Origin of the sequence: Synechococcus sp. CS-1332 (assembly GCF_025127995.1) — a bacterium.
In the GTDB taxonomy this organism is placed as follows: domain Bacteria; phylum Cyanobacteriota; class Cyanobacteriia; order PCC-6307; family Cyanobiaceae; genus Cyanobium.
Map to the genome: position 1 here is coordinate 63,987 of NZ_JAHLYP010000042.1, position 19,616 is coordinate 83,602.

General features: G+C 67.2%; 22 protein-coding genes, 1 tRNA gene and 1 pseudogene. 14 read left to right on the forward strand and 10 right to left on the reverse strand.

Annotated features, from left to right (window positions below; translation table 11 throughout):
• Positions 1-10: 10 nt before the first annotated feature.
• From psb32 to KQ305_RS09975, 6 genes are all read left to right on the forward strand, one after another.
• Positions 11-757 (forward strand): photosystem II repair protein Psb32, encoded by a 747-nt coding sequence (gene psb32, locus KQ305_RS09950; RefSeq protein ID WP_259725250.1) that lies wholly within the window; start codon positions 11-13, stop codon positions 755-757.
• A gap of 22 nt (positions 758-779) precedes the next feature.
• Positions 780-1,925 (forward strand): proton extrusion protein PcxA, encoded by a 1,146-nt coding sequence (gene pxcA / locus KQ305_RS09955; protein ID WP_259725251.1) that lies wholly within the window; start codon positions 780-782, stop codon positions 1,923-1,925.
• Positions 1,926-1,965: 40 nt separating this feature from the next.
• Entirely contained in the window at positions 1,966-2,493 is a 528-nt protein-coding gene (locus tag KQ305_RS09960) for a bifunctional adenosylcobinamide kinase/adenosylcobinamide-phosphate guanylyltransferase (protein ID WP_259725252.1), read from the forward strand.
• A 12-nt stretch (positions 2,494-2,505) separates the two neighbouring features.
• Positions 2,506-2,997, forward strand: coding sequence for a tRNA (cytidine(34)-2'-O)-methyltransferase (locus KQ305_RS09965; RefSeq protein WP_259725253.1), 492 nt, complete (start codon positions 2,506-2,508; stop codon positions 2,995-2,997).
• A gap of 154 nt (positions 2,998-3,151) precedes the next feature.
• A complete protein-coding gene (locus tag KQ305_RS09970; RefSeq protein WP_259725254.1) occupies positions 3,152-4,159 on the forward strand; it encodes a M23 family metallopeptidase in 1,008 nt (335 codons plus the stop codon).
• A 47-nt stretch (positions 4,160-4,206) separates the two neighbouring features.
• Positions 4,207-4,280 (forward strand) — tRNA-Met (locus tag KQ305_RS09975).
• 70 nt (positions 4,281-4,350) lie between these two features.
• On the opposite strand, the gene KQ305_RS09980 is transcribed toward KQ305_RS09975, so the two are convergent.
• Positions 4,351-4,698: a hypothetical protein gene (locus tag KQ305_RS09980; RefSeq protein ID WP_259725255.1), complete on the reverse strand. Its 348-nt coding sequence runs from the start codon at positions 4,696-4,698 to the stop codon at positions 4,351-4,353.
• 92 nt (positions 4,699-4,790) lie between these two features.
• Here KQ305_RS09980 and KQ305_RS09985 point away from each other — a divergent pair, with 92 nt between their 5' ends.
• Positions 4,791-5,390: a peroxiredoxin gene (locus KQ305_RS09985; protein ID WP_259725256.1), complete on the forward strand. Its 600-nt coding sequence runs from the start codon at positions 4,791-4,793 to the stop codon at positions 5,388-5,390.
• 4 nt (positions 5,391-5,394) lie between these two features.
• On the opposite strand, the gene purQ is transcribed toward KQ305_RS09985, so the two are convergent.
• Positions 5,395-6,048, reverse strand: coding sequence for a phosphoribosylformylglycinamidine synthase subunit PurQ (gene purQ, locus KQ305_RS09990; protein WP_259725257.1), 654 nt, complete (start codon positions 6,046-6,048; stop codon positions 5,395-5,397).
• Positions 6,049-6,061: 13 nt separating this feature from the next.
• Complete coding sequence (gene purS / locus KQ305_RS09995; protein WP_094584545.1) at positions 6,062-6,319, reverse strand: phosphoribosylformylglycinamidine synthase subunit PurS; 258 nt, start codon at positions 6,317-6,319, stop codon at positions 6,062-6,064.
• Between the two features lie 93 nt (positions 6,320-6,412).
• Here purS and KQ305_RS10000 point away from each other — a divergent pair, with 93 nt between their 5' ends.
• Positions 6,413-6,775 carry a hypothetical protein gene (locus tag KQ305_RS10000; protein WP_259725258.1) on the forward strand — a complete coding sequence of 121 codons (363 nt, stop codon included), beginning with the start codon at positions 6,413-6,415 and terminating at the stop codon, positions 6,773-6,775.
• Positions 6,776-6,791: 16 nt separating this feature from the next.
• On the opposite strand, the gene cobW is transcribed toward KQ305_RS10000, so the two are convergent.
• Both cobW and KQ305_RS10010 read right to left on the reverse strand, forming a co-directional pair.
• Positions 6,792-7,883, reverse strand: a complete 1,092-nt coding sequence (cobW, locus tag KQ305_RS10005) for a cobalamin biosynthesis protein CobW (protein WP_259725259.1) — start codon at positions 7,881-7,883, stop codon at positions 6,792-6,794.
• A gap of 54 nt (positions 7,884-7,937) precedes the next feature.
• A complete protein-coding gene (locus tag KQ305_RS10010) occupies positions 7,938-8,474 on the reverse strand; it encodes a pentapeptide repeat-containing protein (protein WP_259725260.1) in 537 nt (178 codons plus the stop codon).
• A gap of 48 nt (positions 8,475-8,522) precedes the next feature.
• On the opposite strand from KQ305_RS10010, the gene upp reads away from it, so the two are divergent.
• The 5 genes and pseudogenes from upp (at position 8,523) to KQ305_RS10030 (ending at position 11,677) form a co-directional block, all read left to right on the forward strand.
• Positions 8,523-9,188: a uracil phosphoribosyltransferase gene (gene upp / locus KQ305_RS10015; protein WP_259725261.1), complete on the forward strand. Its 666-nt coding sequence runs from the start codon at positions 8,523-8,525 to the stop codon at positions 9,186-9,188.
• A gap of 41 nt (positions 9,189-9,229) precedes the next feature.
• Positions 9,230-9,511 carry a hypothetical protein gene (locus tag KQ305_RS10020; protein WP_259725262.1) on the forward strand — a complete coding sequence of 94 codons (282 nt, stop codon included), beginning with the start codon at positions 9,230-9,232 and terminating at the stop codon, positions 9,509-9,511.
• Positions 9,512-9,559: 48 nt separating this feature from the next.
• Positions 9,560-11,236, forward strand: coding sequence for a dihydroxy-acid dehydratase (gene ilvD, locus KQ305_RS10025; protein ID WP_259725263.1), 1,677 nt, complete (start codon positions 9,560-9,562; stop codon positions 11,234-11,236).
• A gap of 37 nt (positions 11,237-11,273) precedes the next feature.
• Positions 11,274-11,339: pseudogene (locus tag KQ305_RS15450) on the forward strand (twin-arginine translocation signal domain-containing protein); the annotation flags it as partial.
• A gap of 113 nt (positions 11,340-11,452) precedes the next feature.
• On the forward strand, positions 11,453-11,677 hold the full coding sequence (locus KQ305_RS10030) for a ribbon-helix-helix domain-containing protein (protein WP_259725264.1): 225 nt from the start codon (positions 11,453-11,455) through the stop codon (positions 11,675-11,677).
• 18 nt (positions 11,678-11,695) lie between these two features.
• Here the strand turns inward: KQ305_RS10030 and KQ305_RS15365 are convergent, their stop codons facing one another.
• Complete coding sequence (locus KQ305_RS15365) at positions 11,696-12,607, reverse strand: AraC family transcriptional regulator (protein ID WP_311134342.1); 912 nt, start codon at positions 12,605-12,607, stop codon at positions 11,696-11,698.
• 609 nt (positions 12,608-13,216) lie between these two features.
• On the opposite strand from KQ305_RS15365, the gene KQ305_RS10040 reads away from it, so the two are divergent.
• Positions 13,217-16,438, forward strand: a complete 3,222-nt coding sequence (locus tag KQ305_RS10040) for a chemotaxis protein CheB (protein WP_259725265.1) — start codon at positions 13,217-13,219, stop codon at positions 16,436-16,438.
• Here KQ305_RS10040 and KQ305_RS10045 read toward each other — a convergent pair.
• Genes KQ305_RS10045 through gndA form a run of 4 tightly spaced genes read right to left on the reverse strand, consistent with a single transcriptional unit; the run spans position 16,429 to position 19,552 of the window.
• Complete coding sequence (locus KQ305_RS10045) at positions 16,429-16,857, reverse strand: hypothetical protein (RefSeq protein ID WP_259725266.1); 429 nt, start codon at positions 16,855-16,857, stop codon at positions 16,429-16,431. The genes KQ305_RS10040 and KQ305_RS10045 overlap by 10 nt on opposite strands.
• On the reverse strand, positions 16,844-17,398 hold the full coding sequence (locus KQ305_RS10050) for a CIA30 family protein (RefSeq protein WP_259725267.1): 555 nt from the start codon (positions 17,396-17,398) through the stop codon (positions 16,844-16,846). Before KQ305_RS10050 ends, KQ305_RS10045 begins: the two co-directional genes overlap by 14 nt.
• A gap of 7 nt (positions 17,399-17,405) precedes the next feature.
• Positions 17,406-18,146: a 6-phosphogluconolactonase gene (pgl, locus tag KQ305_RS10055; RefSeq protein WP_259725268.1), complete on the reverse strand. Its 741-nt coding sequence runs from the start codon at positions 18,144-18,146 to the stop codon at positions 17,406-17,408.
• The gene (gene gndA, locus KQ305_RS10060) at positions 18,134-19,552 is read right to left on the reverse strand and encodes an NADP-dependent phosphogluconate dehydrogenase (RefSeq protein ID WP_259725269.1); all 1,419 of its coding nucleotides are present in this window, start codon (positions 19,550-19,552) and stop codon (positions 18,134-18,136) included. Before gndA ends, pgl begins: the two co-directional genes overlap by 13 nt.
• Between the last annotated feature and the right edge of the window lie 64 nt (positions 19,553-19,616).

The following is a 19,616-nucleotide window of genomic DNA, read 5'->3' on the forward strand; positions in this document are numbered from 1 at the left end:
TGCCTTCAGGATGCCGGAAGGCAGCGGCAACGGCAGACTGGTGGCGTCTTGCACGATGGCCTTGGCTTCAGTGACCCGGCTGCGCCGATCCCTGCTCTCCCTGGTGCTGGCCCTTGGCCTGGTGCTGGTGGCTCCTGTCGCTGCCGCCCTGGCCGTGTCCGCCACCGATCTGCCCCCCCGCCCACCGGCCGAGCATGTGCTCGATGGCGCCAAGGTGCTCAGCCGGGCCGGCAAGGCCGAGATTGAGCGCCAACTGGAGGACTTCTCCGCTGAACAGGTCGACGCCCGGCTGATCACCCTCACCCGGCTCGATTACGGACTGGGACTCAGCAGCCTGGCCAACCAGCTGCTGGAGCGCTGGACGGCCGACCCACCGGCCGGCAGCAGCCCCGATCCGCTGTTGCTGCTGCTGATCGACACCCAGACCCGCGCCACGGCGATTGCCGTCCAGGCCCCCCTCGACCGCCAGCTGCCCAGCGAGCTGCTGGAGAGCACAGCCGCCACCACGATGGCCCAGCCCCTGCGCAGCGGTGACCGCTACCGCCAGGCGGCGGTTGAGGCCCTGCAACGTCTTGCCACCGTGCTCCAGGGCGGTGAAGATCCGGGGGAACCCGTCATCGAGGAGAACGCCGCCATCGTCAGCAACATCCCCACCCGTGAGGAAACGTCCAGCAGCAACGCCTTCACCTGGGTGATCGTCCTGCTGGTGGTGGGCACCGTGGTGCCGATGCTCACCTGGTGGGTCTTCTCCCGTTGATCCCCCTGCGCCATTCCTCCCCATGGGACTGACTGACTGGATGGGCACCTTCGGGCGGGCCCAGTCGCTCGACCTGAGCGCCGATCTCGAGCGTGGTTACGAAGCCGCGCTGCTCATCCAGAGCATCGAGATGGAGCACTACAACGACCGTCCGGTACGGCCGGAACTGGAGCTGAGCATTCCGCGGGCGATGCAGGCGCAGGTGCTGCGCCGTTTTCGCGCCGCCCTGCAGGTCTGCCGTCAGGCTCGGACGGTGCTGGCCCCCTACCGCCAGGAACTCTCCGGGCAGGAGCTGCGCCAGTTCCAGCTGATCGACACGGTCACCAGCCGTTACGCCGTGGCCAGGGAGGAGCTGCCGGCCCTCAGCCGCTCGCCGGAGATGCTTCCCCGCAGCCTGGTGAGCGTGGTCGACTCGGTGCGTCGCCAGCTGGATCCGGAAGCGGAGGCGAGTGTGGTGGCGGGCTTCCGCCGCCGCCGTGACTCCACCCTGGTGTCCCTGCGCATCCTGCTGCTGCTGATCCTGGTGCCGGTGCTGGTGCAGCAGGTGAGCCGCACCTACGTGGTGGGGCCCCTGGTGGATCGCTTCGCTCCCGACAACACCTTCCTCGCCTATCCAAGGCCCCACCTGCAGGAGAGGGCCGTCGAGCAGCTGCGCGTCTACCAGGCGGAAATGGAGTTTGATGCCTTGCTGGAGGGCAAGCAACTGCCGAGTCGCGAGGAGCTCCAGGCGGAACTGGCCAAACGGGCCCATGTCCTCAAGGACGAGGCCGATCAGGAAAGCACCCATGCCATCAAGAACGTCCTGGCGGATGTCTGTGGCTTCATCGGCTTCGTGGTGATCGCCGTCTTCGGGCGGCGCGATATCCAGGTGCTGCGTGGCTTCATCGATGAACTGGTGTATGGGTTGAGTGACAGTGCCAAGGCCTTCGCCATCATCCTGTTCACCGACATCTTCGTGGGATTCCACAGTCCAGAAGGCTGGACAGTGCTGCTTGACGGTGTCGCCCACCATCTTGGATTGCCGGCCCGGGAGAATTTCGTGATGCTCTTCATCGCCACCTTCCCGGTGGTGCTGGCCACAATCTTCAAGTACTGGATCTTCCGCTACCTCAACCGTGTGTCGCCGTCCTCGGTGGCCACCCTGCGCAACATGAACGGTGGCGGCTGAGTTCCCGTCCGGGGGCCAGCACTGTCCACACCTCACCCTGGTGAGCGGGCCCTCAAGGGGGGGCAAGAGCCGCTGGGCCGAACATCTGGCCGCCCAGAGCGGGCTTGCCGTGATCTACCTGGCCACCGGGCCATCCCTCCCCGATGACCTGTCCTGGCAGGAACGGCTGCAGCGCCATCGCCAGCGACGTCCCCCCCACTGGGGCTGCCTTGAGGTGGGCGGTGAGCTCGCCGGCGGTCTCGCCGACCTGGAGCAGGGCCAGCTGGGCCTGGTGGATTCCCTCGGCACCTGGGTGGCCGCCCATCTGGCTCTGGGGCCGGAGGACTGGAGGCTCCGCTGCGACGCCCTGATCACGGCCATCAACCGTTGCCCGGCACCCCTGGTGCTGGTCTGCGAGGAAACGGGCTGGGGCGTGGTGCCGGCCACGGCGGCAGGGTCCCGCTTCCGCGACCGGCTGGGGACAATGCAGCAGCAGCTCCAGGGCCTCAGCGAGGCGGCCTGGCTTGTCGTTCAGGGTCGCGCCATCGACCTGCTGGCCCTCAGCCAGCCGGTCCCTCCCGACCACTGAGGGCCGCGCCGCATGCCCCGCGTCGTTCTGTACCAGCCCCAGATCCCCCCGAACACGGGCAATGTGGCTCGCACCTGCGCCGCCACAGGCTCGGAGCTGCATCTGATCGAACCCCTCGGCTTCACGATCAGCGACCGCCACCTGCGCCGGGCCGGCCTGGATTACTGGCCCTGGGTGTCGCTGCAGTGCCACGCCGACCTGGAGGCCTTCGAGGCGGAACGGCAGCGCCGGGGAGGCCGCCTGGTGGCCCTCAGCAGCCAGGTGGACGCGGCCTACACGGAGTTCCAGTTCCGCAGCGACGACTGGCTGCTGTTCGGACGCGAGACGGACGGATTACCGAACGCCCTCCAGGCAGCGGCCGAGGCGCGGCTCACCATCCCCATGGCCCGACGGGCCCGTCAGGGCGAGGGGGGTGTCCGCAGCCTGAATCTCTCGGTGTCCGTTGGCATCGTGCTGTTCGAGGCCCTGCGCCAGCTGGGCCCAGCTGGGGGCGGCGAACGCTGAGATCGGACCGGATGGCTCCTGGTGTCCAGACCGAGTTGTGCCTGATGAACCTTGCTGCTCGAGGTTCATAGCGCTACTGTCTGGCCGACCCGCAGATGTTGGCTTCTCTGCTGGGTTTTGTCCGATGGATGTGAAATGCATGAAGCCTTTCCGCTTGATTCTTCCCTTTCTCCTTTCCACACCGGCCGTCGTGCCGCTCGTGGCCGTTCTCGCTGATGACGCCGCCAACACGGTGTCGATGGAAACCCTTCTCGCTTCCCTACCTGCGGCCCCTGACCGTGTCTGGGTCAAGGTTCGCCGTGCGGTCTCCATTGAGGAGCTCTCGACAGCCCTCGATCTCGACGAAAGTCGTCTGGCCCGTCTGAACGACGTGGATGAAGACCACCGCTTCGGCAGCGGAGACTGGCTGGTGGTTCCCTCCCGGGGCAAGGAACGTCTCGGACGCATCGCCTCCCTCGACTCCTCTGCCCAGCGCCAGTCCCCTCCCGTTTCCACGCCTCCGCCACTGGATAACGACGGGGTGATCCGGTTCGGTGACACGGTGCTGAAACTGGCCCAGCGTTACGGCCTCAGTGTGGCCGAGCTGATCCGTCTCAATCCAGGTCTGGAAACGGCCCGGCTCGTGGTGGGTAGCCAGGTGAGGCTGGCCCAATCGGCCCCCGGCCGAACCCGCATGCTGCTGGGCCTGAAGCCGTCGGTGAGCGGCGGCATGAGCTGGCCCGACATCCCTGAATTCGGCGACCCCCAACCCACGTTCAACGGCGGCAACACCGCGCCTTCCACCACGTGGGCCTGGCCGACCAAAGGCGTCTTCACGTCCGGTTACGGCTGGCGATGGGGCCGGATGCACAAAGGCATCGACGTGGCCAACAACGTCGGCACTCCGATCATGGCCGCCAAGGAGGGGCAGGTCGCTTTCGCCGGTTGGCATGACGGTGGCTATGGCTATCTCGTGGAGATCGCCCACCTGGACGGAAGCCGCAGCATCTACGCCCACAACAGCCGTCTGCTGGTGACAAAAGGCGAGATGGTGAGCCAGGGTCAGGTGATCAGCCAGATGGGCAGCACCGGCCGCAGCACCGGTCCCCACCTGCACTTCGAGATTCACCCGGCGGGCCGTGGCGCCGTCAACCCCCTGCAGATGCTCCCTCCCCGGGCCTGATCCGGCACGGGAGGCCGTGGAGGTGATCGTCTAGGATCACTTCGATTGGCTCGGTAGCTCAGCTGGTTAGAGCGTGGGATTCATAACCCCAAGGTCGGGAGTTCAAGTCTCCCCCGAGCCATTGTGGATTCATCATTTCACGTGATGAAAGAGTTTGAAGCCTGCAAAAGTAGTTTGCAGGCTTTTAAGCTTCAGCGCATTTCGATGGCATTGAGCCGTTCGCGGAAGCTCCGGGCATTGGCCGCCTCCTGACTTTCTGCACTTTCGATCGAAACCTGCACCGGTGCCATCACAGGCAGGGGCGCAGCAACGGCGGCCTGGGGGGTCTGGATCGGCCGCCGGCTGCGCCCGTAGCCCCCGGACTGGGAACGGTTCTGAAGGGCGCGGGTGAGACTCTTGCTGCGGTTAGCGGCACCCACAGTTTCGCCATCCTTGGGACGGATGAGGGGGTTGCCCTTGAGTTCGGACCGCAGCTGATTGATCAGGCGAAAATGGCCGGTGGTGTTGTATTTGCGCAGAACGGTTGGATCCCAACCCATGGCGATGTTGTGTCTTGCTTGACCACCATCGTAGGGGCCAGGCTCCGTAGGGTCAGCATGGTGTTTGATCCCCTCCCAAGGACGGCGCCACCATGACCAGCAGCGGCAGGCTTGTCGGCCTTCAGGCCCCGGACTTTCACGCCACTGCCGTGGTGGATCAGGACTTCAAGGAGCTGTCCCTGCGTGACTACCGCGGCCGGCATGTGGTGCTGTTCTTCTACCCCCTCAATTTCACCTTCGTCTGTCCCACCGAGATCACGGCCTTCAGCGACCGCCACGATGAATTCGCGCGTCTGGCCACCGACGTCCTGGCTGTCTCCGTCGACAGCCCCTACAGCCATCTGGCCTGGATCCAGACCGAACGCAAGAGCGGTGGCCTGGGCGATGTGGCCTATCCCCTGATCTCCGACCTCAACAAGGAGATCGCCAGGGCCTATCACGTGCTGGACGAAGGGACCGGCACAGCCCTGCGGGGCCTGTTCCTGATCGATCCCGATGGGGTGATCCGTCACTCCACCATCAACGACCCGGCCGTAGGCCGCAGTGTGGATGAAACCCTGAGGCTGCTGCAGGCCTTCCAGCTGGTGCGGAACCACCCGGGCCAGGTCTGTCCCGCCGACTGGACCCCTGGAGGCCGAACCCTGGCCTCCGATCCCCAGGGCAGCCGGGACTTCTTTGCTGCGCTGGAGTGAAGCCTCAACCGAGCAGTGACGCCAGCAGGCGGCGACCATCAAGGCCGCCGGTGACCGAATCACAGGCCCGCTCCGGGTGGGGCATCAGGCCGAGCACACGGCCCGTTGGGTTCGTCAGGCCGGCCACATCTCCCCGCGAGCCATTCGGGTTAGCCAGATAGCGCAGCACGACGCAGCCCTGATCCTCGAGGCGCTTCAGTTCCTCCGGCTCCACTTGATAGCGCCCTTCGCCATGGGCGATCGGCAGGCTGATCCGCTCGCCTGCGCCGTAGGCACTCAGCCAGCGGCAGCTGCCGGGCTGCACCTCCAATTCGCTGCTCTGGCAGAGGAAGTGCAGGTCCCGGTTGCGGGTGAGGGCCCCGGGCAGCAGGCCCATCTCCGTGAGCACCTGGAAGCCGTTGCAGATGCCGAGCACGGGGCCGCCTCGCTCGGCGAACGTGCGCACCTCCTCCAGCACCGGGGCGAAGCGGGCGATGGCGCCGCAGCGCAGGTAGTCGCCGTAGCTGAACCCCCCCGGCAGCACGACGGCCTCGAGACCGGACAGGTCCCGCTCCTCATGCCAGAGGAAGCGCACCGGGATGTCGAGACAGCCCTCCAGGGCCCAGGCCACGTCCCGGTCACAGTTGGAGCCGGGAAACACAACAATGCCGACGGTCATCGATCCGCTCCCCTCAACCTGCTTCGGCCAGATCCAGTGACCAGTCCTCGATCACCGGATTGGCCAGCAGTCGGTCGCTGAGGAGTTCGAGTCGGGCCTGGGCGGTGGCCCGGTCCGGGGCCTCCAGGTCCAGTTCGATCGCTTTGCCGATCCGCAGCCGCTTCACCCCCTCCACTCCGAGCCGGGCGGCGGCGGCCCGGGTGGCCTCCCCGGCAGGATCCAGCACGGAGGGTCGCAGGGAGACCTGAACGCGGGCGTTGAAGAGCGGCACCGGGGGCACGGACGTTTGTTAAATCTTGGCAGCACGCCCCACCACCCTCCCGGCGGCTGACCAGCCTGGGGATGGTCTCCCGAACCTCTGGCCGTGGTGCCTTCCCTGAGGAGGTTTCTGCTGGACCCTCTGGGCCATCGCTTGCTGGCCTGGCTCCTGGGTCTCACCGTGGCCTGTGCCGCCCTCCAGGCCCAGTCCCTCCCGGGCCAGGTCTCACTTCAGTGCCGCCTGGCGGATGGCCCCTGGCGGGACTGCCACATGAAGGTGGAGGAGCTGGGCCTGCACTGGTTCCTGCTGGTGGGGGGACAGCGCATCGAGTTCCGCCACGATGGCCGGGGCAAGGTGACCATGCTCAAACCCTCCGGCAGCTGGCAGCCGGTCAACAGCCGCTGGGTGGAGAACACGGACCTCTGCTGGGATGGGGTCTGCGCCAGGGGGGACATCCCCCTCGACTGATCGGGGCTGACGGTGCTCAGAGGCGATCGAGGGCCTGACGCAGGGGGCCGGCGGCTCCGGCGGTGGCCAGCACCACCAGCTCCAGGCCATCGGCGTCCTGCTCGCCGGGGGCTCCAGCGGGCTCTTCGGCGGCTGGGGTAGGGGCGCGCTCCTCGTACCAGCACTCGAGCCGACGGCCCACCCCCTGGATCTGCAGTGGCAGCCGCTTGCCGGCCTGGCGCAGCCGGCCCTTGAGCCGCACCACCGGATGCTCGATCAGCAACCGTTGCAGCTCCGCCTCCAGAGCGGCCCGCTCCCAGTGGCCGGAACGGCGCACCAGCAGCGATTCCATCGCCACGTGGGCATGGTCGTGATGGTCGTGGTCGTGGTCGTGGTCGTCGTGGTCGTCGTGGTGGTCCTCGACCTCTTCCCTGCCGGGACCATCCAGCACCAGGGAGGGATCGAGGCGGCCCCGGGCCATCGGCAGCACCACGGTGCCGGGGCGCAGGCCTGCCGCCAGGCTGGCCTTCACCCGCTCGAAGGCCTCCGGCTCCAACCGGTCGGCCCGGCTGACCAGCACCAGATCGGCCGCACCGAGCTGGTCGGCGAACAGATCCTCGATGGCGCTGATGTGGTCGAGGCTGGGATCGGCCTGGCGCTGAGCCTCCACGGCGGCCGCATCCCCCACCACATGGCCGGCGGCCAGGGCCTCCCCATCCACCACCGTGACCACCCCGTGCACGCGCGTGCGGCTGCGGATCTCCGGCCAGCCAAAGGCGGCCACCAGGGGTTCGGGCAGGGCCAGTCCGCTGGTTTCCACCACGATGCCGTCGAGGCGGTCGGCGCGCTCAAGCAGCCGGGTCATGGTGGGCAGGAACTCGTCCTGCACCGTGCAGCAGAGGCAGCCGTTGGCGAGTTCCACCAGGCGGTCGCCGAGCTCCTCGTCCGGGCAGAAGCCGCAGGAGGCGATCAGGTCGCCGTCGATGCCCACTTCGCCGAACTCATTGACCAGAACAGCCAGGCGCAGGCCGCTTTCCAGCAGCAGGTGCCGCAGCAGGGTGGTCTTGCCGGCCCCCAAAAACCCTGTCACCACCGTGACCGGCAGACGTCTGGAGCGGGTGGCCGTCATCAGAGCAGACGCGAAGGCAGCACCAAAACCTAGGGGAGGCGCCGCTCCAGGAAATCAGCGGCAGCCGAGGCTCTCGCTGGTGGCCACACCGGTGACGGGATGGCGGCCGGTCGCGCGCGCGCAGAGGACCTTCTGCTCGGCGAGGTCGAGAACCGCATCACTGAAGTCGGCCCCGTCGATCTGGGCATCCCGGAAACGGCTCTGCATCAGCATGGCGTTGCGGAACTGGGCCCCGCGCAGGTCGGCACCATCGAAACGGGTGGCGAAGGCCACGACGTCCTCGAGATCGGCGCCGCGCAGATCCGCCTGGCGCAGGTTGGTGGAATTGAACACGGCCCCGCGCAGATCGGCATCACGCAGGTCGAAACCCTCCATGGAGGCCTTGAGGAATTCCTGTTGCTGCAGATTGCGTCCCCGCAGATCGGGATCGAGATCCTGGAAGGAGCGCTGGGCCCGCAGTTCAGGGGCGGTGATCGCCAGCACCGGAGCTGCGGGCAGGAGGGCCCAGCACAGCACCAGAGCAAGCAGGGTCCCCAGCAGGGGGGCGATCCGGCGGCCGATGGCGGCAAGGGACTGGAAGCTGGGGGCCATGCCACACCGGTACGCTGCCGGTTCAAGCTATGGCAGACGCAGCCCGTCATGAGCATGTCCCTGCGGGTGGTGGTGCCCCCCCATCCCCTCATCGGCCACTGGCTCACCCTGCTGCGGGATGGCGCCACCCCGTCGCCCCTGTTCGTCACCGCGATGGCGGAACTGGGCCGCTGGCTCACCTATGAATCCCTGCGCGACTGGCTGCCCCATCGCCGCGTGACGGTCGAGACGCCGCTGGGCCGCAGCGATGGCCAGGTGGTGGATCCGGAGATTCCCCTGTTGGTGATTCCGGTGCTGCGGGGGGGGCTGGGCCTCTGGCAGGGGGGGCAATCGGTGCTCCCCTCAGCCCAGCTGGCGCACGTGGGCATCGAGCCCTGCGGGCCGGAGCACAAGCCCCACTGGTTCCTGGATGATCTGCCTGCCACCATCGATCCCCGCAGTGGCGTGCTGGTGTTCCTGCCCTGCCTCGCCAGCGGCTCGATCCTGCTGGCGCTGCTGGACCGGCTCCAGGGGCTCGGGGTGGAGGGTCAGCGGCTGCGGGTGATCACCCCCCTGGCGGCGAATCCCGGGCTCCAGGTCGTCGGGGAGCGCCACGGGCAGCTCACCATTTACTGCGCCGGCATCGACCCCGAAGTGGACGACCAGAACCGCATCGTTCCCGGCTTCGGGGAGGTGAGTGAACGGCTGTATGGAATCGCCTCCGCCACTGCCTAAACTGGGTTCTTCCTTCCGGGCTCACCGACGCGTGCAGGTTCATGGCTGATACCAGGGAGCAATCGTCCGCCGGCGGGCTGGTGTTGCTGGCGGGGGCCGCAGGCGCTGTGCTGGGAGCCGCGGGCCTGGCGGCCTGGCTGCTGCGCCGCGTTGAACGGCGGCACCTGGTTCAGCGCCAGCTACGGATGCTGCGGATCTCCCGGCTGGCGGAAGCCAGCGGCGAGCCGGTGGGCCGTGACCAGCTGCACGACCGCGTCCAGAAGCTGAACCAGGCGATCGACGAGGTGCGCCGCCAGCTGGAGCAGCTGCAGCCCCAGCCCTGAGGGCGAAGGCCCCTCGGTAGGTTGCTGCAGATTCGATCCACCCCGGCCATGCTGCGCTCCGACGCCATCACCAAGGGCCTTCAACGCTCCCCCAACCGGGCCATGCTGCGGGCCGTGGGGTTCGGGGACGATGACTTCGGTAAGCCGATCATCGGCATCGCCAACGGCTACAGCACGATCACGCCCTGCAACATCGGCCTCAACGACCTGGCCCGGCGGGCCGAGCAGACCGCCCGTGTCGCCGGTGCCATGCCCCAGATGTTCGGCACCATCACCGTCAGCGATGGCATCTCGATGGGGACCGAGGGGATGAAGTATTCGCTGGTGTCCCGCGAAGTGATCGCCGACTCGATCGAAACGGCCTGCAACGCCCAGAGCATGGATGGCCTGCTGGCCATCGGCGGCTGTGACAAGAACATGCCCGGCGCCATGCTCGCCATGGCCCGCATGAACATCCCGGCGATCTTCGTCTACGGCGGCACCATCAAGCCGGGGAAACTGGGGCCCTGCGATCTCACCGTAGTCAGCGCCTTCGAGGCCGTGGGTCAGTTGTCCGGCGGCCGCATCGATGAAGCCGAACTGCTGGCGATCGAGAAGAACGCCTGTCCCGGCGCCGGCAGCTGCGGCGGCATGTTCACAGCCAACACGATGAGTTCGGCCTTCGAGGCCTTCGGCCTAAGCCTGCCCTACAGCTCAACGATGGCGGCGGAGGATCCGGAGAAGGCGGACAGCGCCGCCCGCTCCGCCGAGGTGCTGGTGCAGGCGATCGCGGCCGACATCCGGCCGCGGGACCTGCTCACCCGGGAGGCGTTCGAGAACGCCATCGCCGTGATCATGGCGGTGGGTGGTTCCACCAATTCGGTGCTGCACCTGCTGGCGATCGCCCGCACCGCCGGGGTACCGCTCACCATCGACGATTTCGAGACGATCCGCCAGCGGGTGCCGGTGATCTGCGATCTCAAGCCCAGCGGACGCTTCGTGACCGTGGATCTGCACAGGGCCGGCGGCATTCCCCAGGTGATGAAGCTGCTGCTGGACGGTGGCCTGCTGCACGGGGACTGCCGCACGATCGAAGGCCGCAGCCTGCACGAGGTGCTCGCCGACGTGCCCTCCGAGCCCCCGGCCGACCAGGAGGTGATCCGGCCCCTCTCCAACCCCCTCTACGCCCAGGGCCACCTGGCGATCCTGCGGGGCAACCTGGCGGAAGAGGGCAGCGTGGCCAAGATCAGCGGTGTCAAGAATCCGGTGATCACGGGCCCGGCACGGGTGTTCGAGAGCGAGGAGGCCGCCCTGGCCGCCATCCTCGAGAAGCGCATCAGCGCCGGCGATGTGGTGGTGATCCGCTACGAGGGGCCCGTTGGCGGCCCCGGCATGCGCGAGATGCTGGCCCCTACGGCCGCGATCATCGGCGAGGGGCTGGGGGATTCGGTGGCCCTGATCACCGATGGACGCTTCTCCGGCGGCACCTACGGCATGGTGGTGGGCCATGTGGCCCCGGAAGCCGCCGTGGGCGGCACCATTGCTCTGGTGCAGGAGGGGGACAGCATCACGGTGGACGCCAGGCAGCGCCTGATCCAGCTGAACGTGGTGGACGACGAACTGGCGCGGCGCCGCAACGCCTGGAGCAAGCCCGCGCCGCGCTACCGGACCGGTGTGCTCGGCAAGTACGCCCGCCAGGTGAGCAGCAGCAGCCTGGGGGCGGTGACCGACCAGCCCCCGGACTGATCAGCCGCCATCAAGCCAGGCTTAAGAAAAGCGCAAGAGGCGCAACCTGATGCAGACCTGCGCTGCCGGCGGCGGCGTCGCGCTGCTGACTACAGCAGGCTGAATCGCTGTGCAGTCCTCGCGTCTCGCCATCAGCAGGTAGCCGTTGTGGCAGAAACTTCTGCTTCCCAACCCAGGGGAACCGGCCTAGATCAGGTCTGTAGCCGCCTTGAACCCATGCGAAGCCAATCAACGCCGGGCCCCTTCCTGCGGCCTGTGCGGGTCACGATCACCATTCCCTACAACGCCTATCAGTCCCTTATTGAGCGCAGCAACCACCAGGGACGCTCCCTCTCCAATCTCGCCGCCTACCTGCTTGAGACATCGCTGCAGGCGTTCCCTCCCCACGAGTATCAACAGAGCCGTTCAGAGGCCATGGACGGCCTCCAGCGACGTGCCTGAGGGCGGTGGTCCCGGCGGCTATTCGGGCCGGGATTCCCGCAGCAACTGGGACGGCTTGACATGAAAGCGCTGCTGGAAATCCACACTGAACAAGCCGAGGGAGCGGTAGCCGCATTCCTTGGCGATACTGCCCACGCTGTCCTTGGCCGTGGGGTACTCCAGGCGCCGTCTTGCCAGGTCAAGACGCTGATTCTTGATCCACTGAGTGGCGCCGCAGCCCATCCGCTCGGCGAAGGCATACTGCAGGGCCCGCCGTGAATAATGGCTCCTGGACTCCAGGACGGTCAGCGTCAACGGACCGCCGAGATTCTGCTTGATGTAGTCGATCAGTTCATCGAAGGCATCACGGCCCTGCCGTTGGCGGAGTCGCAGCCGATCGAGGGACTTATCTTCGCGCAGATCCGGCAGCAACATCGCCGCCATCAGCCGGTGGATCTGGTCGTCAAGCCGCAGTGAATCGAGCAATCCCCGCCCGTATCCCGAGAGTTGCCCGGCCATGTCCATCGTTTGCCGCAGGGCCGCCAGAAGCGACGGTTTGGCCGGATCCGCCGGCGGGCTCCAGCCGTGGGCCTGGTCCAGGATGTCCTGCCAGCCCTCCGGTTGCTGGTGATACCCCCCCATGCTGAGCGCTGCCTGGAGGAGATGCTCATCAGACAGCGCGAAGGCCACGGCGGAAGAAAAGGACGTCTCCATCGTGCAGGCGTCCTTCGCCATCAACAGACAGCAGCCATTGCTGCAGCGCCAGGTGCGGGAGGCCTGGCGCAGGCGCTGCTCCCCACCGCAGCCGAGCAAGGCGATCCGTTCGCGGCGATCGCTGAAGGCGACGCGCATCGGCTTAGCCGTCCAGGCGGCGGCCACTAGGGTGCCGAGATGAAGATTGTTGCCGTAGAACCACCAGCTTGCGGCAGGTTCGAGAGGCTGCAAGTCCATCAGGGGCAACGCCTCCTGCAACAACGACGCGCAGGCTCGTGGGTCCTCGCTGAGCTCAACCTGGTGAAGCAGGGGATTTGAGAAGAGAGCAGCCTGCTGATGCCGCAGATCTGGTAAATGTGCCCCGCTACTCATCGGGTGATCCGCTCCTTTCCCAGCGTTGCGATAATTCTATCACAAGTCTCATTGGTTCAACAATATGGGCCAGAATCCGCCCAGAAAGGGCAATCACGCTGCTTCGTGTTTGGTTTGCTTTGTTTGGTTTGTTGATTATGACAGGGAGATTTCTGCTTCATCACCTGATGAGAGGAATCGCCAACACTTCTCTACAGAGCCATTCAAACCCTCCTGAAGGCCCCTGAGCAGATGCAAGAAGTGCCGATTCAATGCGATGGGCGCCAGCTTCAGAACCAAGCTGGAACAACCGCGTCTCAGGGAGTCCAAGTGTTCAGCGGTTAAAGTGCAATATCCACCTTCGTCGCCTGCCTGCGGATGGAAGAATCCAGTGATGGAGCGTCATTGCCTGCGCCATCCCCGCCACTGCCTGCCGATGAAGTTCCATCCTCGGAGACGGGCGGAAAGGAAGAATCAATTGTTACAGAGTCATCGATGCATCTTGTCGGCATCGGCGCATCGGCAGGCGGGCTCGAGGCGCTGCAGCTGCTTCTGGGCAGCCTCGTCAGCGGCGGCAACGTGGCCTATGTCGTGGCCCAGCACCTGTCCCCCGACCACGGCAGCCTGATGGTCGATCTGCTCACGCGGGTCACGGCGTTGCAGGTGCTCCAGGCAGTGGAAGGGGCCGTGTTGCTCCCCGGCACGATCACCGTCTGTTCACCCAATCACGACATCCGCGTGCTGGGGGACCGGGTGACCCTGGCGGAGCCCGAACCGCGCTTCGGCCCCAGCCCCAGCATCGATCGGCTGTTCGAGTCGATCGCCGAGCACTGGGCTGAGCGGGGTGGGGCCGTGGTCCTCTCGGGCACCGGATCCGATGGGGCCCGCGGTCTGAGGGCCGTCCGTGCCGCCGGCGGCCTCACCATCGCCCAGACCCCCGAGAGCGCCCGCTTCGATGGCATGCCCAGGGCCGCCATCGCCATGGGTGGCGCCGACCTCATCCTCGAACCGGTCGCCATCGGTGAACACCTCTGCGACCTGATGCATTCCGGTGACGACTGGGTGGAGCGAGGCCGGCCTCGGCCAGAGGCCGTGAACGTCAGCAGCGCCCTGGAGCTGCTGAAGCACAACAGCGGCATCGACTTCAGCCAATACAAGGATTCCACCCTGCAGCGTCAGCTGTCGCGGCGGATGGGCCTGCGCCAATTGGACACCATGGAGGAGTACCTGCAGCTCCTGACGACCGACAAGCTTGAGTCCTCGGCCCTGGTCCAGAATCTGCTGGTCTCGGTGACGTCCTTCTTCCGGGACCCCGACTCGTTCGCGGCCCTCGGGGAACTGCTGCGGGGCTATGTGGCCCAGCGCACGGGCAGGGATCGCCTCAGGGTATGGGTGCCCGGCTGTGCCACCGGAGAAGAGGTCTATTCCATCGGCATGCTGATCAGCGAGGTCCTCGACCATCCCCAGGATCTGGCCCATTGCATCAAGATCTTCGGCACCGATCTCGATGAGGATGCCCTGGCCGTGGCGCGACGGGCCACCTACCCACCGGCCAGCGTCATGGCGATTCCTGCACACCTGCGGGAGCGGTTCGTTGTCCCTCACAACGGCGAGATGCAGATCTGCGAAGCCCTGCGCAACTGCGTCGTGTTCGCCCGTCACAACGTGGGGATGGATCCCCCCTTTCCGCGCCTGGATCTGATCTGCAGCCGCAACACCCTCATCTACTTCACCCCACCCCTGCAGGAACGGGTTCTGGGCCTGTTTCGCTTCGGCCTGCTGCCCTCCAGCCTGCTCTTCCTGGGGCGGACCGAGTCGCTCGGGATCAGGACCCAGGGGTTCGACGTGGCCGATGCCGAGCACCGCATCTTCTATCGCACCGCGGAGGACCAGCCCAGCCGCCATTCCACGTTCAGCCAGCCCGCCCAACGGTCCGCCCCGCTGTTCAGTCCGGTGGGCCGCATCTCGATCCTGCGGGAAACCGTGGTCGAGGAGCACGTCGCCACCCTCGAAGCCCTGGTGCGCAGCACCTGTCCCCCCTGCGTGGTCCTCGATGAAGCCCACGAACTGGTGGAAGTGATCGGCGATGTCAGCCCCTACTGCCGGCTGCCGGAGGGCCGGATCTCCAGTGCCGCCACCACCTTCCTGCTGCCTGATCTGCAGGCCGAGGCCCGCGCCATGCTGCTGATCGTCCGGGCCGATGGCCAATTGGTCAGAAGCCGGGTGCTGCACCTTCCCGACTTCGCTCTGAGCCTGCAGCTGGAAGCACGGCCCCTGACAGTGAACGAGCGGCAGCTGACGCTGCTGAGCTTTTTTCCTGTGCAGGCCGATGCTCAGGAGCCCGCCAGCAGTGGCGAGCCGGTCACCCGGGGCCCGGACTTCGATCAGCAGATCGCCCGGCTGGAAAAGGAACTCCTCACCAGCCATGACACCCTGCGGCGCTCGATGGCCGACCTGGAGGGGGCCAACGAAGAACTGGAAGCCTCCGCCGAGGAGCTGCAGGCCTCCTCGGAGGAACTGCAGTCGTCCAATGAAGAGCTGGAATCCTCCAATGAGGAACTGCAGGCCACCAACGAGGAACTGGCCACCCTCAACCAGCAGTTGCGGGCCAGGAGCGAGGAGCTGCAGCAGCTCAGCTCCGACCTGGAGAACATCCAGAGCTCCCTGAACCAGGGAATGGTGATCGTCGACCGGGAGCTGCGGGTCACCCGCTACACCCCGCTGGCGGTGCGCGTCTTTGCCCTGGTGGATGGGGACATCGGCCAGCCCCTGCTCGGCATCCCGACCACGGTGTCCCTGCCCGGTCTGCGCTCGGCCCTGGGGGAGGTGCTTGCCGGTGCGTCCCGGCGCAGCATCGAGGCGGTGAACGAGGAGATCGCCTACCTGGCCCAGGTGTTGCCCTACCAGGAACAGGATGGCCAGCGCCGCGGGGCCATTGTCACGCTCACGGACGTGTCGGAACTGCTGGCCCTGCGCACGGCCGCCGAGGCCTCATTGGATTCCTTCTCCAGCCTCACCGATGCCCTCGACGAGGCGGTCTGGAAGCGGGACGAGTCGCTGCATCGCCTCCTCTACACCAGCAAGCGCATCCTGCCCCTGACGGGCTGGACCCCGGCCGAGTTGTTCGCCCATTCGGAACTGCTCGATGACGCCATTGACCCGGCTGATCGCGAGCGGGTGTGGGCCAGCCGCACCCTTAAGGAGGGGGGCTGGTCGGTGGAGTACAGGATCATCCGCCGGGATGGCCAGCGCCGTTGGGTGAAGGAAAACGCCAGGGTGCTCACCGAAGCCATGGAGCGTTACGTGGTCGGCACCCTGGCCGACATCACGGACCAGCGGCAGGTCGAGAAACATGACCAGGACCTCAGCGTTCTGCTCGAGACCCTGATCCACAGCCCCAGCTTCGCCCTGGCGGTGTTCGACGCCAACCAACGGGTGGTGATGGTCAATGGCACCCTTTGCGAACGCATCGGCTTCGATCGAGACAGCCTGGTGGGTTCACCGGCGTCGCTCTTCTGCACCCTGCCGGAGGAGGTGTGGCCGGTCCAGGGCAGCGAGGCTCCGTCCGGGGAGGCGCTGTTGCGGAGCGAGAGCCTCACCCTGCGGCACCGGGATGGCCGCACGATGCAGGCGCCAGCCGAGCTCTGGAGTCTGCCGGCGTCGATGGGGATCGGGACCTTGCTGGTGGTGCTGCCGACGCCTCAGCCTCAGCCCTGATCGGGTCGCAACAGGGCCCTGAGGCGGCGGGCCAGGGCCTCCAGCGGCTCGCCCTGGGGTGGACAGCTGCTGCGCAGGCCCGTGGCCCCATCCATCCAGACCGGATGGCTCCCCTGCCACAGCAGCGGTTGGTCGTCCCCCTGGCACCAGGCGAGGGTGAGGTTGAGCGCGTCGCCGCTGCGGTAGATCTCCAGCTCCAGATCCTCCGCCGGGACCCGCTCCCCCTCGGGTGTGCGGGCCTCCAGGCGCAGGCAGAGGTCGAGGCTCTGCGTCTCGGCGTCCGCCTCCGCTGCCGTGCGACCGAGGCTTGGCACTACCACGGCATGGCGTAAGGGCTTGCGGCAGAGGTCGGCCGCTGCCGCCACCAACCGGCTCAGGTCGGTGTTGGCGCTGCCGATGGCGGACTCAGGCGACGGCATCGATCGCCATCAGCTCCAGCAGGAGGGGGCCAGCCCGGAAGCCTGGATTGTCGGTGCCATCGTCGCCGAACTTCGAGTGCAGGATCTGCAGCCGGGTGATGCGAGCAGAGTCGAAGCGCAGCGGCAGGCCCAGGGGCAGGGCCTCGATCGGCTTGGCCCGGATGGAGGGACGCAGCTGATCAAAGGGAATCCGCAGCCGGCAGGGGCCATCGGCGCTGGTGGCGAAATTGGCCACCCAGCGCACCCCGCCGGGAATCAGTTCGGTGAGGCCTGCCACCCCATCGGCGCAGGCGACGGCCAGCTTGTAGTGGCGGCCATCCCCGCGGAGCTCCAGCTCAAAGGCGGCCGCAGCGGAAAGATCCAGGGGCGGCGAAAACACCGGCGAGCGGCAGCTCACGAAGCCACCGCCCTGCTCCACCACCTCTGCCTCCAAACGCAACCCGCGGCTGCTGACCGTGCAGCTGCCGCTGCTGCGGCCGCCCATCACGGTGTCGTTGAGGGCATGCCAGCCGCTGAAACCATCGCCACTGACGACCTGCATGGTTGTCTCAGCGGGGGGGAAGATCGGCGGCGGCGGCGGCATCGGCGAGGATCACCACCTCGGAAGCCGGCCGCACCAGCCGGGCGGGGGTGCGCTCGGCTGGCTCGCTGGGATCGAGCAGCCGGGCGAGGGCCTGGCGTTTGCCGGCGCCACTGACCAGAAAGATCACCCGGCGGGCGGCCGAGAGCACCGGCGCGGTGAGGGTGATGCGGGGCAGGCCCTTGCCTTCACCGATGGTGACGGGGCGGTCGACCACCCTGGGGGCCGCCGTGCCGGGAAACAGGGAGGCGGTGTGGCCGTCGTCGCCCAGACCCAGCAACATCACATCGAAGCGCGGCAGCAGGCCAGGACAGAGCACTGCCAGCTCCGCCGCGTAGGCCACGGCGCTGGCCTCGGGGCTGGGGCAGTCGGTGGGCACCGGGTGGAACCGGGCCCGGCTGGCGGGCGGCTGGGCCAGCAGGGTTTCGCGCAGAAGGCGGGCATTGCTGGAAGGGTCGTCGGCCGGCACCCAGCGCTCATCCCCCAGGAGCACATCGACCCGCTCCCAGGGCAGGTGCTCGCCCCCCAGGCGGCTGTAGGCCGCCCGGGGGGTTTCGCCACCGGCCAGTGCGATCTGGGCCCGGTCCCGCTCGGCAAGGGCCAGGTCAATGCCGGCGGCAATCTGTTCGGCCGCTTGGCGGGCCAGCTCCTCGGGGTTGGCGGCAACGATCAGGTGATAGCGGGTGCTGGGTTCGGTCAATCGAGCCATTCGGTATGGAACGCGCCGGGGCGGTCCGTGCGTTCATAAGTATGGGAGCCGAAGCAGTCCCGCATCGCCTGCACCAGGTTCTGGGGCAGGCGACCGCTGCGGTAACTGTCGATGTAATCCAGGGTGCTGCTCAGGCAGGGCACGGGGATGCCGGCCAGGGCCGCCCCCGCCACCACCTGGCGCAGGCCGCCCAGGCGCTGGTTGACCTGGGCGGCGAACCAGGGATCCAGCATCAGGTTGGGGAGGGAGGGATTGGCGCCATAGGCGTCCTGGATGCGTTGCAGCAGCCGGGCCCGGATGATGCAGCCGCCCTTCCAGATCTGGCCGATGGCCGAAAAATCGAGGTTGTAGTCGTGGAGTTTCGAGGCCTCCTGCAGCAGGGCCATGCCCTGGCCGTAGCTGGCGACGCAGGCCAGGATGCAGGCATCCCGCAGCGGCGCCATGCCGGTGGCCGGCTCCCCCAGGGGGAAGCTGTGGGGGGCAGGGCCGTGCAGCACCGATTCGGCCGCCAGGCGCTCGCTGCGCAGGGAGCTCAGCACCCGGGCGTTGAGGGCGGCGTAGATCGTGGGCACAGGCACCCCCATCTCCAGGGCGCTGACCACGGTCCAGAGGCCAGTGCCCTTCTGGCCGGCGGCATCGACGATCAGCTCCACCAGATCGCCACCGCTTTCGGGATCCTTGGTGCGCAGGCACACCTCGGTGATCTCCACCAGGAAGGAGGCGAGCTCTTCGGTCTGGTTCCAGCCCCCCAGCACGTCGGCCATGGCATCGCCATCGAGGCCGCCGATGCGCTTCATCAGGTCGTAGGCCTCGGCCAGGATCTGCTCGATGCCGTACTCGATGCCGTTGTGGACGGTCTTGACGAAGTGGCCGGCGCCGCCGGGGCCGATGTAGGCGACACAGGGGCCGTCCTCCACCTGGGCGGCCATCTTGGTCACCAGGCTTTCGATGGCGTCGTAGGCCGCCTTGGTGCCGCCGGGCATCATGCTCGGCCCCTCCAGGGCCCCCTTGGCCCCTCCTGAGACGCCCATGCCGATGTAGCCGAAGCTCTTGCTCTCCAGCTCAGCCGCCCGCCGCTCGGTGTCGGTGTAGAGGGAGTTGCCGCCGTCGATCAGCAGATCACCTTCCTCGAGCAGCGGCGAGATGCTGGCGATGGTGGCGTCCACCGGAGCGCCGGCCTTGACCATCATCAGGATGCGGCGGGGCCGCTCCAGGGCCGCCACGAACTCCTCCAGGGTGGCGGCGCCCACGATGTCCATCCCGGCACCGCGACCGGCCAGGAAGTCCTCGGTCTTGGCGTAGGTCCGGTTGTAGACGACGCTCGAGAACCCGTTTCTCTCGGCGTTGAGGACCAGATTCTCACCCATCACGCCAAGGCCGATGAGTCCGAAATGCGCCTTGCCCATAGGACCGAGGTTCCCTTGATTCGTTGGCAGTGTGGCCAGCGGTCGGCGGCTCGTCGGTCTCCTG